Origin of the sequence: Flavobacterium sp. GP15, assembly GCF_014281985.1 — a bacterium.
GTDB classification, from domain to species: domain Bacteria; phylum Bacteroidota; class Bacteroidia; order Flavobacteriales; family Flavobacteriaceae; genus Flavobacterium; species Flavobacterium pygoscelis.
In genome coordinates, this window is the sequence record NZ_JACFTC010000002.1 from 276,223 (window position 1) to 294,371 (window position 18,149).

The 18,149-nt window shown below is 31.8% G+C and carries 13 protein-coding genes; 3 read left to right on the forward strand and 10 right to left on the reverse strand.

The window, feature by feature from the left end; translation table 11 throughout:
• Nucleotides 1-20: 20 nt before the first annotated feature.
• Nucleotides 21-476, reverse strand: a complete 456-nt coding sequence (locus tag H2650_RS05435) for a DUF4870 domain-containing protein (RefSeq protein ID WP_188049745.1) — start codon at nt 474-476, stop codon at nt 21-23.
• A gap of 200 nt (nt 477-676) precedes the next feature.
• On the opposite strand from H2650_RS05435, the gene H2650_RS05440 reads away from it, so the two are divergent.
• Nucleotides 677-1,129, forward strand: coding sequence for a DUF4442 domain-containing protein (locus tag H2650_RS05440; RefSeq protein ID WP_188049746.1), 453 nt, complete (start codon nt 677-679; stop codon nt 1,127-1,129).
• 95 nt (nt 1,130-1,224) lie between these two features.
• On the opposite strand, the gene H2650_RS05445 is transcribed toward H2650_RS05440, so the two are convergent.
• The 9 genes from H2650_RS05445 to H2650_RS05485 form a co-directional block, all read right to left on the reverse strand.
• Nucleotides 1,225-1,437 carry a hypothetical protein gene (locus H2650_RS05445; RefSeq protein WP_188049747.1) on the reverse strand — a complete coding sequence of 71 codons (213 nt, stop codon included), beginning with the start codon at nt 1,435-1,437 and terminating at the stop codon, nt 1,225-1,227.
• A 222-nt stretch (nt 1,438-1,659) separates the two neighbouring features.
• Nucleotides 1,660-2,655, reverse strand: a complete 996-nt coding sequence (locus H2650_RS05450) for an FAD:protein FMN transferase (RefSeq protein ID WP_255462799.1) — start codon at nt 2,653-2,655, stop codon at nt 1,660-1,662.
• A 13-nt stretch (nt 2,656-2,668) separates the two neighbouring features.
• Nucleotides 2,669-4,852, reverse strand: coding sequence for a PepSY domain-containing protein (locus tag H2650_RS05455; protein ID WP_188049748.1), 2,184 nt, complete (start codon nt 4,850-4,852; stop codon nt 2,669-2,671).
• Nucleotides 4,853-4,864: 12 nt separating this feature from the next.
• Nucleotides 4,865-5,347 carry a DUF2271 domain-containing protein gene (locus tag H2650_RS05460; RefSeq protein ID WP_188049749.1) on the reverse strand — a complete coding sequence of 161 codons (483 nt, stop codon included), beginning with the start codon at nt 5,345-5,347 and terminating at the stop codon, nt 4,865-4,867.
• Nucleotides 5,348-5,351: 4 nt separating this feature from the next.
• Complete coding sequence (locus tag H2650_RS05465) at nt 5,352-6,860, reverse strand: ankyrin repeat domain-containing protein (RefSeq protein ID WP_188049750.1); 1,509 nt, start codon at nt 6,858-6,860, stop codon at nt 5,352-5,354.
• Nucleotides 6,861-7,196: 336 nt separating this feature from the next.
• A complete protein-coding gene (gene nagB / locus H2650_RS05470) occupies nt 7,197-9,125 on the reverse strand; it encodes a glucosamine-6-phosphate deaminase (protein ID WP_188049751.1) in 1,929 nt (642 codons plus the stop codon).
• Between the two features lie 37 nt (nt 9,126-9,162).
• A complete protein-coding gene (locus H2650_RS05475; protein ID WP_255462800.1) occupies nt 9,163-10,542 on the reverse strand; it encodes a sugar MFS transporter in 1,380 nt (459 codons plus the stop codon).
• 62 nt (nt 10,543-10,604) lie between these two features.
• On the reverse strand, nt 10,605-11,480 hold the full coding sequence (locus H2650_RS05480) for a sugar phosphate nucleotidyltransferase (RefSeq protein WP_188049752.1): 876 nt from the start codon (nt 11,478-11,480) through the stop codon (nt 10,605-10,607).
• A 26-nt stretch (nt 11,481-11,506) separates the two neighbouring features.
• A complete protein-coding gene (locus H2650_RS05485; protein WP_188049753.1) occupies nt 11,507-12,583 on the reverse strand; it encodes a galactokinase family protein in 1,077 nt (358 codons plus the stop codon).
• A gap of 507 nt (nt 12,584-13,090) precedes the next feature.
• Between H2650_RS05485 and H2650_RS05490 the strand changes: the two genes are divergently transcribed.
• Together H2650_RS05490 and H2650_RS05495 are read left to right on the forward strand one after the other, a co-directional pair.
• Nucleotides 13,091-14,131 (forward strand): LacI family DNA-binding transcriptional regulator, encoded by a 1,041-nt coding sequence (locus tag H2650_RS05490; RefSeq protein WP_188049754.1) that lies wholly within the window; start codon nt 13,091-13,093, stop codon nt 14,129-14,131.
• A gap of 887 nt (nt 14,132-15,018) precedes the next feature.
• Nucleotides 15,019-18,144 (forward strand): TonB-dependent receptor, encoded by a 3,126-nt coding sequence (locus H2650_RS05495; RefSeq protein ID WP_188049755.1) that lies wholly within the window; start codon nt 15,019-15,021, stop codon nt 18,142-18,144.
• Nucleotides 18,145-18,149 lie beyond the last annotated feature (5 nt).

Below are 18,149 nucleotides of genomic sequence, written 5' to 3' on the forward strand. Positions count from 1 at the left end.
ACGAATGATGAGATCGTTTTTTATTTTATAAATGGAATTGTGATAGGATATTTATATTTTTCACCGTTTGATGTTTTTATAGAAGCATAAATGATTAAAAAGAATTCTGATATTTTTAAAAGGGCAAAAATTAACAAACATGTAAATCCTAAAGTTAGTAAACCGATATTACCTTCAAAGTTAAAATTTGAGATTTCAAAATCATTGTTATAGTTTAAGCTTTGAAAAGAAGTGTTTTTAAATAGCGTAACTAAAAAAGTGGGAACTGCAATTACAAGTAGTATTAAAGAGTAAAGTAATAAACTCAATTGAAAATTAAGAATCTGTTTTCCGCTTTCATCTACAAGTTCAGATTTGTCTTTTTTACTGGTCCACAATATTATAGGAAAAATATAATTTCCAAAAGGGATAAAGTATTTCGTTAAGGCACTCAAGTGCGTAAATGTGGCAATGTTTTTTTCAGTTGTTGATTCCATGGTTTTGATTTTTTGATGATGATGATTGAAACTCTTTTTTTTAGTACCAGATAGCTTACCTAGTAATTTCTTATGCAAATATATGTTCAAAAGACAGTATCTTGTTTCGCATAGTACCTAAATTTAACACAAATTTAACAAATGTATTTTTGTATGTACGCATACTATTTTTTTGTATTTTAGCAAAAAAACCACTGATAATGAAACTTACCGTATCAAAACTTAATAAATTTCTATTGTTCAAATTGCCTTCTGCATTTATTTGTGGTGTTCGCGTAAAAAATATAGATGAGAACAAATGCATAGTATCTGTAAAACACAGATGGATTAACCAGAACCCTTTTAATTCCATGTATTTTGCTGTGCAAGCTATGGCTGCAGAGCTTTCTACTGGTGCTCTGGTAATGTTTCAAATTCAAAAGAGTGGAAGGAAAATTTCTATGTTAGTTGCTAATAATAAAGGTAATTTTACAAAAAAAGCAACCGGTAGAATTACTTTTGTATGTAATGATGGACATCTTATAGAAAAAGCAATACAGGAAACTGTAGCAACTGGTGAAGGAAAAACCTTCTGGATGAAATCAATTGGAACTGATGAAAAAGGAGTTCAAGTATCTGAAATGGATTTTGAATGGAGTGTTCGAGTTAAATAAAACCAGTTCATACGATTGACAACTAGTTATTAATATATAAAAAACGCCTCTAATTGTAGAGGCGTTTTTTATATATTAAATACAAATGGTATAGATTAGCATTTTTTTCCGGAACCAGAATCACATTTTTTACCTTCTGCTTTGCATTTGGCTTGACACTTGGCAATTTCTGATGCACTCATAGTTTTACTCTCTTTTTTTGCACAGCAAGATTCTTTTTTAGCTTTTTCTTTAGTAGTTTTTACTTCTTGCGCACTCAGATTAATAGTAAAGAATGCAATGGCAATTACTGTTATTATTTTTTTCATTTTATAAATATTAAATTATTTTTATTTTTTGATATCTTAAAGATTACTAATCAAATATAGATAATTATTCAAATCAATTCAGAAAAATTAATTAATATTTACTTAATAAAACAGCTACTTTATTGAGTCGTTTCTAAATGAATAATTCCTATTATCTTTAAAAAATAACAATCATTTTGTTAAGATGTTAAAAATCAAAAAGTAGATTGGCCAAGTAGTATTTTATTTCTTTCGTTGATACTTTGGGAAATTCTTAGATTTTATTATTTTACCAGAATCCGTAATAAAAAGATACTGATAATTAGGAAAATTATTCAATAATTTTGTTGCTTCTTTTTTTCCTAAAACCATAGCCGATGTGCTAAAACCATTGGCTATTTCTGCATTTGGTCCTAAAATAGTTACACTGCATAACCCCGTTGCAGGATAACCTGTTATTGGATTAATAATATGAGAATAGCGTTTACCATTAAAAACAACAAATTTTTCGTAGGATCCAGAGGTGGTAATTGCGGTATTTTTTAATGCGATGATCGCTAACAGATCTTTGGGATGAAAAGGATTAGTAAGACCAATATTCCACGATTTTCCGTTGGGTTGTGTACCCCAAACACTCATGTCTCCTGTGGCATTTATGATTCCGGATTGAATTCCTTTGGCTTGCATTATTTCTTGGCATTTATTTGTGGCGTAGCCTTCACCAAGTGCGCCAAAAGCAATTTTCATTCCTCTTAATTTCAAAAAAACGGTGCTGTTTATACTGTCTAAAATGATGTTTTTATAGCCTATTTTTTCTATTGATTTTTTAATGCTTTCTTCGGAAGGCATGGCTGTCATGGAGCCATCAAATTTCCAGATTTTATCTACTGCTGCAAAGCTAATGTCAAAAGCACCGTTAGTGATTTGAGATAAATGAATGGCTCTTTTAGTTAGATCAAAAACTTCTTTGTGGACTTTTACAGGTCGTATTCCTGCGTTTTGATTAATTTCGGATACTTGAGACGTAGACTTCCAATCTGAGATTAAAAATTCGATACGGGAAATTTCAGAAATAACCTCATCAATGCTTTGTTCGGCTGTTAAGGAATCTTTGGCAACTAGAGTAATTTCAAAACGGCCACCCATCAATACTGTAGTTCTTTTGCGCAACACTTGAGCTTGTGTATAAAAAGAGCAGAGTAGCAGTATTAATATGTAATAGGTAGTACTAAATTTCATTTTCAGTTTTAGATTAATAACAATCGGTTAGAATCTGACCTATAGTTTTATATTCAGAGAGAGGAGTTTTATTTTGGATTAAGCAAATAGAATTTAAAACACTTTCGACGTCAAATTGCATTTTTAGTGATCCGCATATCATTATTGAACCATTATTTACTAATAAATCGGCAAAGAATTCAGAATCTCTTTTGATAAGATCCATTACATATTGATGATTTTCTTCGCGAGAATAAGCTATATGAAAGTTAGATAGTTGGTTTTTAAGTTTCATTTCTGAAGCAAAATTTTGATAGACAGTGGTAATTGCGGTGTTTTGGCGAAAACCAGAGTACAAATGAATTTCGGATTTTTTCTTGTTTTGTGAAATCATTCCAAGGAAAGGTGCAATTCCAGTTCCATTTGATATTAGCGCTATTTTTTTTACTTTTTTAGGAAAATGAAAAGTTTTATTATTTAATAATTGAGCCTTAATTGTTTCTCCAGGTTTCAGCTCATTTAAATAGCTAGAACCAAGTCCTGAAGGATGTAGTTTTATTGCTAACTGAATATTTCCATTATTTTTAGCAATAGAATACAAGCGTTCCCTGTTGTCATTCGCGGGATAAATTGCCAAAAGATCACCAGAGGTAAATTTACTTCGAATTCCTGCTCGCAAAGTGAGTAAAAAAGTTTGATCTTTTTCTGAAACCATTGTTTTGTCTAAAACCACCAATTTTTCTAAGCCATTCGGAATATGATTGTATAAAGAAGGAGTAGAAGCAAATAATATATTACTTTGAGCATTCCATAATTGAACCCAGTTTACAAATTCATGTGCTGATTTATCGTTCACAGTTTGTAATTCTATATAACGATTCGCCCAAGATTGTTTAGCTAGCAAACTATCTATGGCTTTAGCATAAGCACAAAAATCAGGATAAGAGGTAGAACCAAAACCAATTACCGAATAATTAATTTCTTGTTGTTGCTTATTTTTTTCTAAAAGAGATATAAATTTTGTGGTATTAGATGGCGGATCGCCCAAGCCATAAGTAGAAGTAAGAATAATTAAATGAGCAGCTTTAGGATAATTGGTATAGTTATTTAATTCTGCAAGATGGGCTTTTTCACCTTGATCATTTAGTTGTTTTAAAATGGCATTACCAAAACGCAAGGTGCTTCCGTTTTCTGAACCAACTAATACTATATATTTGCTTTCAGTAGCTTTATATTTATTCTTGATACGATTGGCTCTTCTTTTAAGCGTCATTCTAAAACCAGAATAAATAAAAAATACAATATTTATAGAAGCTAATCCAAGTATAATTGCCCAAATTATGCTCGATCTACCTGTATGCAAATCCAAACTCAGATTGGTTAATAAAACAGCTCTGGGGAAAATATTTTCTATTATAATTTCATTTGAATATTGATCTACTTCAATTTTCCTATCTTTTAATTCAAACGTGTAATAATCTTCTTTATCGTCAGAAAAAGGGAATATGATTTTAGTAACAGCTGATAAATGAGTGTGTTTTAAATCGATTTTTTTTGCAGCTATAGTAGAAACTGTATTCATTTCCGAAACACTTTCTTTTTTATTATCAAAAAGATGAAAACGCTCCATAGACAAATAAGTTCCAGAGAGTGCAATAATCAAGATGGGGATTAAGGCTATTCGCCCTAAGAAAACATGATAATATTGGCTAAAATTCTCTTTTACAATTTTAGAAAAGAAACTGCGCAATCCTTTTTGTCTTTTAAGAATTAAAACACTTCCAGAAATAGCGATTAAAAAGAGAAAAAAGGTATTAATACCTATAAATATACGACCCGTTTCGTGTAAAAATAAGGAACGATGCAAAGCAGTAATCCATTGAATGAAATCACTTTTTTTTGATATTGAACCAATCACTTTTCCGTTTACTGGATCGATATAAGCATTTACGTCATTGCCTAAAGAATCAATTGCTTGAATACTTACAAACTGATTATGATCAATCTGAATTTCATTTATTTCAGGGTAAATGGCACGTAGCTTAGGCAAACTTTTAGTTAATGTGATCGCGTCAAAATTTTCAACCTTATAATTTGGAAGTTGCTCTTGAATCGCATCTACAGCAAGAATAGAACCTGTAACAGAAGCTAAAACTAAAAATAGGGACGAGAATACCGCCAAAGCGAGGTGTGAATACCTCCAAAATGAAAGAGTCATCTAATTGTACTATTATATTTTGCTTAAACGGACATAACGAATATAACCTTTACCTTCTGTTTTCTCGGACATTGCAGCAGTAGTTAGTGGAATTTCTATATCAGTTGTGTTGTATTTTTGATCTTCTACAGCAGATTCAAAACGCAGTTTATAACCAGTATTTATTTTAGAATCTTCAATTTCTATAGTAGTAATGCTACGATCACCGCCAGTTACAGAAGCGCCCGTAATAGCACTAATATTCGTTGGTTTTTTTGAGTAGAATTTATGCCATTCCTTCAGACTTTTATACCATTTTTTATCTTCTCCCATTACATAAAGGGTTTTTTCATAAGTTCCTTTTGCATTTACTAAAGAAACCACCACATAAGCACCTTCGCCCATGTAATTAGACATTTGAAGCATGCATTTATATTTAGTGCTTTGAGCAGTAGCTTGAAAAGAAATAAGGCTGATAAATGCACATAATAGTGCTGTTTTAAATAATGAGTTCATTTTTTTATTTTAAAAATTCTAATGAAATATTGTCTTTTTGTACGGTTTCGTTTTCTTTGGCTAGGTCATAAACTGTTTCGTCAAAGTCCGTTTTAATGTCTTTTTTTGCTCCTATAGATAGTAAATATTTTAAAATAGTATCATTTTTTGCAATCATAGCCGCACGATGCAAGGCCGTTAATCCATCTTTATTTTTGGCATTGATATCAATGTTTAAGGTGCTGATTTTTTGAAGCAAATTTAAATCATTTTTTACAACCGCATAATGGTATAAAGTACTTCCGTCTTTTTGAACTTGTGCTATGTTTAATCCGTTTTCTTGTAGCAATTTTAATTTTACATCAAAAGGATCTGCTTTAGAAGTATTTGTAATTACTGTTCCGCGCTCTAATGTTTGAGGACGAAAAGATTGAATTAAGTAATACCCTAGATTATTACCTTCTTTATCTATAACATTACTATTTGCTTTTTTATTAAGTAAAAGTGATACAGACTGAGGCGTTCCAGATAGAACTGCAAATGATAAAGCAGATTCCCCTTTTTTATTTTGAACATTTACATTGTCTGTATTTGATAATAGTAATTCTAATGCCTCAGTATCTTTTGCTGCAGCTGCATTCATCAAAGCAGTATTACCATCATTGTCTGCTTTATTAGTATTTACTCCTTTTTTTATAAAATAGTTAATAATCTCTGTTTGATTGGGCTTGCGAGCAATATGGTGTAATACTGTTTTACCGTCTGCTGAAATTACTGTTGGTTTTAATTTTAAGTCTTCTACTAAATATTTGTAAAGTTCTAAAGTATTAGCTTCCCTACGAGAACCTTCTGCAGCAATAATTAACGCATTATCAGTATATTTTACTCCTTTTTGAAGTAAAGATTTTAAAATCGTTATGTTTCCATTTCTTGCAGCATAATTAAAAGCAGTATTGCCATTGCTATCGGTATCTTTATAAGATAATCCCTTTGAAATAAAGTAATTGCTCAAGGCTAACTCTTTATCGTTAGAAATCCCCATTAATAAAAGTGTAGCTCCATCTTTGTATTTTTTCTTTGGATCCAATCCTTTTTTAAAAAAAGCATCATATACTGCGATATTGCTTTGCGCATTTGTTACAGCAAAGGTAATAGGAGTAGCGCCATGACTATCTTCTAAATTAATATCAGATCCTTTTGTAATTAAATAATTTACAATTTCTAAATTTCCTTTGTTGGTTGCCCAATGCAGGTAACTTCTATTATCGTGTGTTAATTTTTCTACACCATTTCCGGGTTGTTCTATTAGAAACTGAATTGTTGCTGCAGGTGCATCATTATTTATGGCATATACAACAGCATCAAAAGCATTTTTAGTCTTTTCTGAAGGATTGTTTCCTTTATCTATTTCTGCTTTTACAGTTGTAATTGTAGGAGCTGTTTTCCAGAATGAAGGTTCTAAAAGACTATTTTTTTGTGCAGAAACAAAAAAACTAACGATCAAGGCTAATGAAACTAATATTTTTTTAGGCATTGTAATACAATTTAGTAATGATTTACGTTTCTTTATTTAGAACAAATAAGAATAACGCAAATGTAAAAATAAATTTAACAATATCAATTTCTTTATAGACTTTTTTTAAACTTTATAAATGGGTAAATTTTAATTGTATTATTTCTGGAGAATAATCTATTTTAAAAAATTAGTGACTAATTTGTTTACTATTAAATTGATAAAAAAGAACCGCATATCACTTTATCATTCTCTTAAAATACAAAAAAGAGGCTAAAGGATATGCGGTTTTTTCAATTTAAAAATAAATATTAAATAGTTTTATGATCGCTTATTATTTAAATTTTAGATTAATTATTAATAATGCCATCTCACAAAAGCTTCCATTGCAGCATAATTGGATAATCCCAACTGAATGTACAATTCGGCTGTTTCTTTATTTCGATCTTCGGCTCTTTGCCAAAATTCTCTGGCATCAGATCCTTGAAATACAACACCGTCTTTTTGGGACTGATGTTTAAAAATCCCATGTCTTTTTGCTAATACTTGATCAGGACTCATAGGAACAGCCATTTCGACTTCATCAATTCCCCATTCTTGCCAAGCACCTCTATAGAGCCAAACCCAGCAATCTTTCATGTAGTCTTTGGATTTAAGATTTTTTACCGCAGTAAAAATATCGTCTAAGCATACTTTATGAGTTCCGTGTGGATCTGCCAAATCTCCAGCAGCATATATTTGATGTGGTTTTATTTTTTCAATGAGATCCATCGTTAATTGAATGTCTTCTGGTCCAAGAGGTTTTTTCTCTATTGTTCCGGTTTCATAAAATGGCAGTTCCATAAAATGAATTTTATCATCTGTTAATCCTACGAAATTACTGGTAGAACGCGCTTCTCCTTTTCGAATTAAACCTTTTAAATAGCGAACTTCTGGAATGTCTATTTCGCTGTTCTTTTTATTTTTAAGGAAGGCTGTTGCATTTTTATAAATCTGCTCTGCTTCGGGACTTTTTATTGAAAATTTATCATTGTAATCGCATACAAAACGAGCAAACCGCAAGGCTTCATCATCTGCAACGGCTATATTACCAGAAGTTTGGTAGGCAACATGAACCTCATGGCCTTGTTGTTGCAAACGCATAAAAGTTCCTCCCATACTAATGATATCATCATCAGGATGTGGACTAAAAATAAGGACTCTTTTTCTAGCTGGTTCTGCTCTTTCTGGGCGATTTATATCCTCTGCATTTGGTTTTCCACCAGGCCATCCAGTGATAGTGTTTTGTAAATTATTAAAAATTTTAATGTTGATGTCGTAAGCTGGACCAGAATCAGCCAATAAATCGCTCATTCCGTTTTCGATATAATCAGCATCAGTAAGCATTAAAATTGGTTTTTTAAGGTCGAGTGCTAATCCTAAAACAGCTTTGCGAGTCAATTGTTCCGTCCAGTCAATTGTAGAAACGAGCCACGGTCTATTGATTCTCGTTAATTTTGATGCCGCTTCTTTATCCAATACAAAAACAGCATTATTGTGTTCTTGCAAAAAGGAAGCAGGAACTTGGTTGGTAACAGTTCCTTCGGCAGAGGCTTTTACAATGTTTGATTTTCCTTCTCCCCAAGCCATCAAAATGACTTGTTTAGCTTCCATTATTTTTTTTACTCCTAATGTAATGGCTGTTCTAGGAGTATTATTCAAGCCAGAAAAATCCTTACTAGCAGCCACTCTTGTAATGTGATCTAAGGCTACCAATCTGGTTTTTGAGTTTTGTAATGACCCTGATTCGTTAAAACCAATATGTCCGTTTCCTCCAATTCCTAATATTTGCAGATCAATTCCGCCTAAGCTTTCAATCTTTTCCTCGTAAGTAGCGCAATACCTTGCAATTTCTGTTTTTGATAAGGTTCCGTCAGGGATATTATAATTCTCGGGTAAAATATCTACGTGATCTAATAACAATTCTTTCATAAAGCGAACGTAACTATTTATAGAGTCGGGTTCCATAGGATAGTATTCATCAAGATTGAATGTGATAACGTTTTTAAAACTGAGCCCTTCTTCTTTATGCAAACGAACTAATTCGGCATACAAACCCTTAGGAGAGGAACCTGTAGCTAAACCTAAAACACAAGATTCGTTTTTTTGTTGCTTAGATTTAATGATAGTTGCAATTTGTTGCGCAACTGCTTTAGAGGCTTCGGTAGCGTTTTCAAAAACGACAGTATCAATATTTTCGAATCTTTTTTCAAAATCTGTAGCTTGGTCTATTTTACTTTTTAACATGATCTTTTACTATTTAAAAATTATAATATTAGAATTATTATCTACACCAACTTCTATATTTATGTCCTTTGATAGCAAAAAATAGAATCATTATATAAGCAGGTAGAAGCATTAAATAAGCAATTTGATTCCCACTTTTTGCAGTTGCTGTAATTCCTTTGGCCTCATTTGCTAGATTTATACTTTCTGCCCAGAAGCCATAAAATAGAGGGAAAATTGCACCACCGATAATACCCATTATTAAAATTGCACCTGCTATTTTTGTATAACCTCCAAGATCTTGAAGCGCCAAAGGCCAAATGGCAGGCCAACAAAGTGCATTAGCAAGTCCTAGAAGCGCAACTAAAATTACGACTAAAGGCAAAGCGGGGATCAATGGTATTTGAATACTAATAGTTGGTGAAATAAATACAATCAACAATACTAAAACAATGCCCAATAGTCCAGAAGCTTTTAATGCATTCACTTGAGAAACATATTTTGGAATCAATGTTATGCCTAAAATATAACCAATAACCATTGCAGTCATTGTAAATGAAGTTAATTTTAAATAAAAGTCTCCATTAGAACCATAAACTCCTAATTGTTTACCAAATTTACCTATTGTATCTCCTGCAATAACTTCTGCAGCTACATATAAGATAAGCGTTATAACACCCAAAACCAGTTGAGGATGTTTGCACGCATTGATCATTTGTTTTAAAAGACCCTGATTTGACACACTACCATCTTCATCTAAATCTATTTCTGGTAAAGGGGATAATCGAATCAATAATGCGAGTACTAAAATTGCAATTCCCATATAAATATAAGGAGTTTGTAGCTGAAGTGCTAATAAGTCTAATGCTCTTGTTTTTGCTATACTATCTAGTGCAGCTATTTTTTCTGCAGTATACTCTTTCATGTTGGATAGCACTAAAGCAGTTAATGCCAATGGAGCTATAAAACCTGCTAACTTATTGGCAACACCTAAAATACTAATTCTCGCTGCGGCACTTTCTCTTGGACCTATAACGACAACATAAGGATTTGCCGCAGTTTGCAAAATGGCTAATCCTGTTCCCATTACAAATAAGGCAACAAGAAAAAACAAAAAAGTTCTAGTTTCTGCAGCAGGATAAAACATAAATGCGCCCAAGGCTATTACGATTAATCCCAGCGAAACGCCATTTTTATATCCTACTTTTTCTATTACCCATGACGAAGGAATTGCCATAACAAAGTAGGCAATATAAAATGCAAAGGCCACAAAATAGGCTTGAGACTCGGTTAGTTCACAGGCTAATTCAAAAAAAGGTATAAGCGGACCATTAAGCCAGGTTACAAATCCTAAAATGAAAAATAACAAGGTTAATATAACCATCGGAATTAATACACTATTTTGATTCTTATACGAAGTACTTTCTGTGTGGGACATATTTATTTTTTTTGCAATAATTTAAATAATAATTTAGAATGCTATATGAAGTTACTCTTACATTAGTCTTGCCAGTTTAATTCAGGATAATGAATTTTAAGATATTCTTTGACTTCTGCAATATCTTCTTTAGCTGTTAAATCAGGCACATGTTCAGAGAAAGGAATTCCCAGAGCTGTATTAGGGTGTTCTTGTAAGAAATTTAAAAGCACCGTTGGAAGTTCTTTTTCTTGTCTTTCGGGATGTACTGGGCAATTTTGTAAGTAAGGATAAATAAGTTTTCCATCAAACTTAAAAGCATTCATACTCACACGTAATTTGCCTTCGCTATCTTTATATTCGGCTAAAATTTCAGCAGTAGGTTTTTCAAGAATATCTAATAAAAATCCTTTTTGGTTAAGTTTTGCAATTGCAAATCGAGAAATTCGCTCTAAAGGGAATTCCATAGAATCTCTATCATACGCAATAAATGCATGAGTAATTATAGATTCTCTTAGGGCTAATAAAGCAGCGGTAGAGTATAAATTATCACTATTGCAAACGGAATAGGACTGCGAATTTAATTCGGGATATTGTTCTACAGCTTGGTACAAAGCATCAGCGGTTCCAAATGGTTTTACTCTGTTTTTTGGAATATACTGAGTTGCAAAGGAGATGTTTAAATCATGAAAATTGTTGTTTTTGGTTTTGGTACCATAGAATTCCTTAAATAAATCTCCTTGTTCCCCTATAATGATGTAGATGTTTTTATATCCCGCTTTTTTTGCGTTTAATAAAAGATAGTCTAACAACGGTCTTCCGTTTGGACCAACACCTATCAATCCTTTACTTCTTTCATTTGCTTGTGCAATCTCTTCGGTTGTTAAATTGTCTACTGCCACTTCTTTTTTCATCCTTGAAGAGGCGCCGCCTGCTAAAATAACTAAATTATTATGCATGATTATTTTTTTTAATTTCACTTAATTTATTGAATTCTAGAACCTGGGTCAACAGTTACAGCATAGGCTTCTATAGCTCCTGCATCTAGTAATGCCTTTACAATTGGAGCTTCATTTCCGGGTTCTGCCATTACTACAATGCTTCCTCCGCCACCAGATCCTACAATTTTTGCTCCGTAAGCACCTGCGTTTAGTGCGGCATTAATCATAGCATCAATTCTTGGTACGGTTATTTTTAGTAAATCTCGTAATACAACATGATGTTCATTCATTAATGCTCCAATTTTTTTTAGATCTAGTACTGGTTTTTGAAATTCGATCAAAGCCTTTTTAGTGTAATGATGATTTTTTATAGCCGCTTCGAAAAAAGGACTTAAGCGATCGGGTAAATAATTAAGGTATTTGTCTAAATCATTAATTTTAGCTTTATTTAAATCAAAATCAGGAAAATGTTCTTTAATAGTGCTAATTGCCATCAGAGCATTTCCTTTTAAGTCACCAATTAATCCTATTGTTTCTTTTGGTATACCAGAAACACCAGTAATTAATCCGTTTAATTCAGTGCCTATTACTGTACAAGAAAAAGGATCTCTAGTGTCTATATGAACAATATTACCTACGCCAATACTGTAATGATCCATCATGCCACCTGGTTCTCCATGTTCTACAACTTCAGATAAGTAACCCATTTTAGAAATAAATTCGGGTGTAATTTCTGGATCAACTCCAAAAGCATTTACTAAGAAATTAATCCATGCAACTAATAAAGCAGAGGAACTAGAGGTTCCCGAATTAATTGGTATATTTCCTGTTATGGTAATATCGTACCCGCTATTTGGAATGCATCCGTATCTTCTAAGGACACGCAAGGAAGAAGCAAAATAGTCACGAGGAGCTAAATTATCATATAATTGATCTATAGGTATAATTCTGAGTTGATCAATGTCGATCATGTTAATTTTAAATAGTCCAGCATCATTTGGAACAGCTGTTAATTTTATACTTCTGCTAATGGCACATGCAATTACAGGAAGTCCAAGATAGTCTTGATGATCGCCAAAAAGACAAGTTCTGCCTGGAGCTATTGAGATTATTTCTTTCACTTTAAATATGTTAAAAATAGTAGTAAATAATTTTTTAAATGGTATTTTATTTGAAAAAACAGGCTGTTATTTGCCAAAAAAAAATTGCATTAAGTAGGTTTAAAAGACGAAACTATATCTTTTATTTTAATTAAACAAGAGAAGTTGCTAAAAATGTGTTCGAACACATTTTTATTTGATTTAATTCCTTATATTGGTTTTTAATTTAAAAATAATGTTCTGATTAGATTTATAATGTATGCTAGATGTGGTTTTTTAATAGCACTGAATCAGAATTTTATTCGAGATTTAATTTTAATTTTTTAAATAATAGATCAAAATGGTCTGGAAAAAGTTTTTACTCTTAATGGGTTTCATTTGTAAAGAAATGATCAAAGTTATAAAATGAAGTAAAAAGTTTTAGTTTTATTGGAATTAAAATTAGTTTTCAGGAAATAGATTGATAAGAAAATATAGAAATAGAAAATCAAAATTTTTTAATATAAAGATTTTATATATTTGCTCACGATGGATAAAAAACTTACAATTAAAGACATTGCTTTGCTTGCAGGAGTTTCAAAAGGAACTGTGGATAGGGTATTGCACAAAAGAGGCAAGGTTTCTACAAAAGCTTTTGAGAGTGTTAATGCTGTTTTAAATGAAATAGATTATGAACCTAATCTTATTGCCCGAAATTTAAAAAACAATAAAATTTATAGTCTAGTTGTTGTACTACCAGATCCTTCTTTTGATCCTTATTGGTTGCCATGTGTAAAAGGGATCGAAGAAGCTATCAAAGAATTTAAAGCATTCAATTTATCTATCAAAGCGCATTATTTTAACCCAGAAAGTACAAAGTCATTTATAACGGTTAATGAAAATGTCTTAGCTTTATCTCCAGATGCCGTTTTGTTGGCTCCATTATTTTACAAGGAAGCCATAACGGCAATGAATCTTTATAAAGAAAAAGGAGTTGTCGTTAGTACATTTAATAATCAAGTGCAATCTGCAGAAGATCTAAATTTTGTAGGACAAGATTTGTATCAAAGTGGTAGAGTAGGCGCAAAATTGTTAGATTCGATTGCTAATAATGGAAAATTTGCAATCATCCACATCAATGAGAAGTTTAAGAATGCGGTGCACATGCAAGAAAAGGAGAGAGGGTTTAGAACTTTTTTTAAAGAGAAAGGCGTTCAAGAAGAAGCTATAATAACTTTAAAATTAAAAAATCCTAGCATAGAACTGAACTTTACAAAATTTCTAGAAGAGAATCCTAATTTGCAGGGGATCTTTGTTACCACTTCGAAAGGATACCAAATTGCAAAAATATTTAATCAAACCCAACGCTCCAAAATAGCTATTATTGGTTATGACTTAATAGAAGAAAATGTTGCTTACTTGCATCAAGGAAGTATCGATTTTTTAATTCATCAAAATCCTAAAAGGCAAGTTTATCTCGCTTTAACTAGCTTGGTTGAACATTTTATTTTTGGCAAATCAATTCCAGGAACTACACTTTTACCTATTGATATCGTCAATTGTGAAAACTCAATTTTTTATATGGCTTAATTTCTTACTTCCTATTTCATTTATTGTAGTTAAGATAATTTAAGTTTTTGCTTTTTATAACTCAAATAAATAAAGCTTAAAAAATAGTTTGTCTGTTTCATATATATTAAAAACTTGTAATTTCCATACTGGAACGCTACTCAAATAGATTGTATCTATTTTTACACTGTGTAGTTTGAATTTTTTGAAATTGACTTATTTATAAACTAATAATTTTAGTCGTGATTATATTAAGTATTCAGCACCTATTTTTCTGCTCTATTATTGTTGCTTAACACACCTATTTTCTGGAATTTAAAAAATAATAAGTTTGAAATCTTATTGTCTTATAATAAAAAAAATAATTCCCATTTTTCTCTTCCTATCAAAACACACTACATTATTTTGTTTTTTTTAGATTTCTATCTTCTTAGATTTTGTTTTTCTTCATTGTTTTATTTTAATCCTAATTTTCAAAATCTGTTTTTTTGTTAATCAGGATAGCATCAATTAATCACCGAATTTATTTTTTTCTTCTTATTTTTTTAAAGTAAATCCTAAAAATTAGTATAAAAATTATTTTAACAAGATTTTTTGTGTTCGATAACACTATTTTTATGTGTTCGAACACATTTTTGTTCTGTTTCCTTGTTTTATTAAATTTTAATATATAGTTTCGTCATTCTTAAAAGAAATACTATCAAAAAATCACCTAAAAAAAGAGCTAATTAAAAAGTCTTTTTAATTGATTGTTACTGTGTTTTACAGGAATTAAGTATTTGTTTTATAAGTGATTATATTATGTTTTTTTCAAAAAAATAAAAGTTTGTAGTGTCTTTTTTACTGCATTTATAAATAATAAAATAACCTATTGAAATTGAATATTAACCAAAAACCAATTCACAAGTATGAATTTATTAAACAAAAGCAAACCAACTCGTATTTGGGTAAATGCAATTACGCATAAAGCCATAAAATTTACGAGTTTATCGATGTTGGCATTCGCTATTCCTATATCGGTAGCGGCAACTGAAAAAAATAATTTTGGAATAATTATTAAAGAAAGAAATAGTTTTTTTAATGAGGCTAATTTAAAAGTTGCTAATAATTTTCAGCAAACACAAAGAAGAGTTACAGGAACAGTATATGATAAAAACGGAGAAACATTACCTGGAGCTAATATAATTGCAAAAGGAAGTACGGTTTCTACACAAACTAATTTTGATGGTGTTTTTACATTAGACGTCCCTAACACTGTAACAGTTTTAATTGTCTCTTTTGTTGGTATGGAAGATCAAGAAGTTACTGTTAAAGATGGTCCACTTCGTATAGTTTTGAACGAAACAGGTCAAAAATTAGATGAGGTAGTGATAATGGGATATAGCCGTGTAAAAAAGGAAAGCCTCACAGGTTCTTTACAAACTCTGGATGATAAAAAATTATTGGACGCTACTACCTCTTCTGTAGAAAATTTGTTAGCAGGTAAAGCAACTGGAGTTTATGTAAATACAGGTTCAGGACAGCCTGGCGGAAGTGCAAAAATTATTATTAGAGGAAAAAGTACTGTAAACGGTAGTACTGATCCGCTTTGGGTTGTTGATGGTGTTATTGTAGGATCTGGATCTAGTAATGTTAATCCATCAGATATTGAGACGATGACGATTCTAAAAGATGCGGCTTCAACTGCAGTATATGGTTCTCAAGGTGCTAATGGTGTTATTGTGGTAACTACTAAAAGCGGTAAAAGTGGTAAGTCAGTGATAAGTATCTCTACAAAAATGGCTGCTACTACTCTTAATACGGGAAACTTTAAAATTATGAATGGTGCTGAACTTTATGATCTTTATGACTCTTTCCCTAATAAAAATCAATTTTCAACTAATAGTTGGTGGACTCCAGCATTAAGAAATCAAAACTTTGATTGGTGGGATAATGCAGCAAGAACAGGTTTAGTAAGAGATCATAATATTTCTATAAGTGGAGGTGGTGAGAATTTTAAAACCTATGTTTCTTTAGGCGCTTACGATGAAACTGGTGCTGTAAAAGGATATGACTTTAATCGTTACAATTTACTTTTGAAGGTCAGTTATAAAGTAAATGATTGGTTAACCATTAGACCACAAGTAAATGCAACTCGCAAAGACGTATTAGACAAACAGCATTCTGTGGGAGCAATGTATGGTAATATGCCTTGGGATAGTCCTTATTTACCAGACGGTACTTTGGTAGGAAATCAACCTAATCCTACTTGGGTAAATACTACAGGCTCAAACTATTTATATGACCTGCAATGGAATTATGGGGAATCTCAAAGTTATGATGTACGAAGTAATTTTGATTTTGATATTAAATTTAATGATTGGCTTACTTTCACTTCTACAAATAATTATATTTTTTCTAATGGTGAGTCGATGTATTATTCAGATCCGCGTTCTTCAAGTGGATTAGCAGTACAAGGAAGAATTCAGCAAGATGCTTCTTCTTATAACAGAATGTATACGAATCAACTTTTTAAATTCAATAAAACATTTGGCAAACACGCCATTAATTCGATTGCAGGGTATGAATGGAACGAGTATAACTCTAAATGGAACACCGGAATTGCTACAGGATTAGCACCAGGATTTGTTGTAGGTGATGTGGCGTCTATTCCAGAAAAAGTTAAAGGAAATAGATCACAATGGGCGGTTCAATCGTTACTAACAAATACTAACTATTCCTATGACAATCGTTACTTGGGACAGTTTTCAATCAGGAGAGATGGTGCTTCTAATTTTGGACCTAATGCACAGTATGGAAACTTTTTCTCTGTAAGTGGTGGATGGAATATTCACAACGAAACTTTTTTTAAAGCAGATTATATTACTAATCTTAAACTAAGAGCTAGTTATGGTTCTGTAGGAAATCGTCCTAATAGTTTGTATCCACATCAAGCACTTTATTCGTTAACTACGGGTTATAATGAAAATCCAGGAGCTCTGATTTCACAAATATCAAATCCAGATTTAAGTTGGGAGAAAACATTTACGACTGGTTTAGGATTAGACATTTCTTTCTTGAAACGTTTTAATTTGACATTGGATTATTACGACAAAAACACCTCCGATTTACTGTACCAAGTGCCTTTGCCAGGTGTTATTGGTGTAACAAGTATTTGGAAAAATGTTGGAGCGGTTAGAAACAAAGGGTTTGAAGCTGCTCTTAATGTAGAGCTTATTAATAATGAAAACTTTAAATGGTCTGTGGATGCCAATATTGGATTCAACAAAAATAAAGTTACTAGTTTGTATGGTTCTAGAACCGAAATAATTGTGGGTGATGGGTCTGGTATTTCTGGATCTGCCTCAAAATTATTAAAACCAGGACTGGATGTAGATACCTGGTACTTACCAGAATGGGCCGGTGTAGATCCGCAAACGGGAAAACCTCAATGGTTTGAAACCAATGCTGCTGGAGAACGCGTAAAAACTTTTAGTTACAGTGAAGCTGCTAAAGATCCTATCGTTAAAGGAGCTTATACTCCTGATTTTTTCGGAGGATTCTCTACTAATTTAGTATATAAAAACTTTGATTTATCAGCAGTCTTTAGCTATTCTGTTGGAGGTGAGATTTACAATTATGCAAGAGCTGAGTTTGATTCTGACGGAGCTTACACGGATCGCAATCAGATGAATCTTCAAAAAGGCTGGAGCCGATGGGAAAAACCAGGCGATATTGCTACACATCCGCAAGCCAGTTATAATAACTCTAGCAATTCTAATAAAGTTTCTTCACGTTTCTTAGAAACAGGAACTTACTTAAAAATGAGAAATATAACTCTAGGATATAATTTGCCAACTATCAAAGCATTAAATTCAACTAATATCAGATTGTTTATGTCTGCTGAGAATGTATTTACAATTTCAGATTTTTCAGGAGTTGATCCTGAAATTCCACCAGCAAATGTAAATGGTACAACCTCTGTGACAGGAGTTGCCACTTCTGTATATCCTCAAACTCGTAGAATTGTGTTAGGAGTTAATGTTTCACTTTAAACTTA

Coding starts and splice junctions, on each gene's coding strand:
- H2650_RS05455 (WP_188049748.1), bottom strand. CDS start 4,852: ATGACTCTTTCATTTTGGAGGTATTCACACCTCGCTTTGGCGGTATTC.
- nagB (WP_188049751.1), bottom strand. CDS start 9,125: ATGTTAAAAAGTAAAATAGACCAAGCTACAGATTTTGAAAAAAGATTC.
- H2650_RS05495 (WP_188049755.1), top strand. CDS start 15,019: ATGAATTTATTAAACAAAAGCAAACCAACTCGTATTTGGGTAAATGCA.
- H2650_RS05480 (WP_188049752.1), bottom strand. CDS start 11,480: ATGCATAATAATTTAGTTATTTTAGCAGGCGGCGCCTCTTCAAGGATG.
- H2650_RS05490 (WP_188049754.1), top strand. CDS start 13,091: ATGGATAAAAAACTTACAATTAAAGACATTGCTTTGCTTGCAGGAGTT.
- H2650_RS05460 (WP_188049749.1), bottom strand. CDS start 5,347: ATGAACTCATTATTTAAAACAGCACTATTATGTGCATTTATCAGCCTT.
- H2650_RS05435 (WP_188049745.1), bottom strand. CDS start 476: ATGGAATCAACAACTGAAAAAAACATTGCCACATTTACGCACTTGAGT.
- H2650_RS05450 (WP_255462799.1), bottom strand. CDS start 2,655: ATGAAATTTAGTACTACCTATTACATATTAATACTGCTACTCTGCTCT.
- H2650_RS05465 (WP_188049750.1), bottom strand. CDS start 6,860: ATGCCTAAAAAAATATTAGTTTCATTAGCCTTGATCGTTAGTTTTTTT.
- H2650_RS05445 (WP_188049747.1), bottom strand. CDS start 1,437: ATGAAAAAAATAATAACAGTAATTGCCATTGCATTCTTTACTATTAAT.
- H2650_RS05440 (WP_188049746.1), top strand. CDS start 677: ATGAAACTTACCGTATCAAAACTTAATAAATTTCTATTGTTCAAATTG.
- H2650_RS05475 (WP_255462800.1), bottom strand. CDS start 10,542: ATGTCCCACACAGAAAGTACTTCGTATAAGAATCAAAATAGTGTATTA.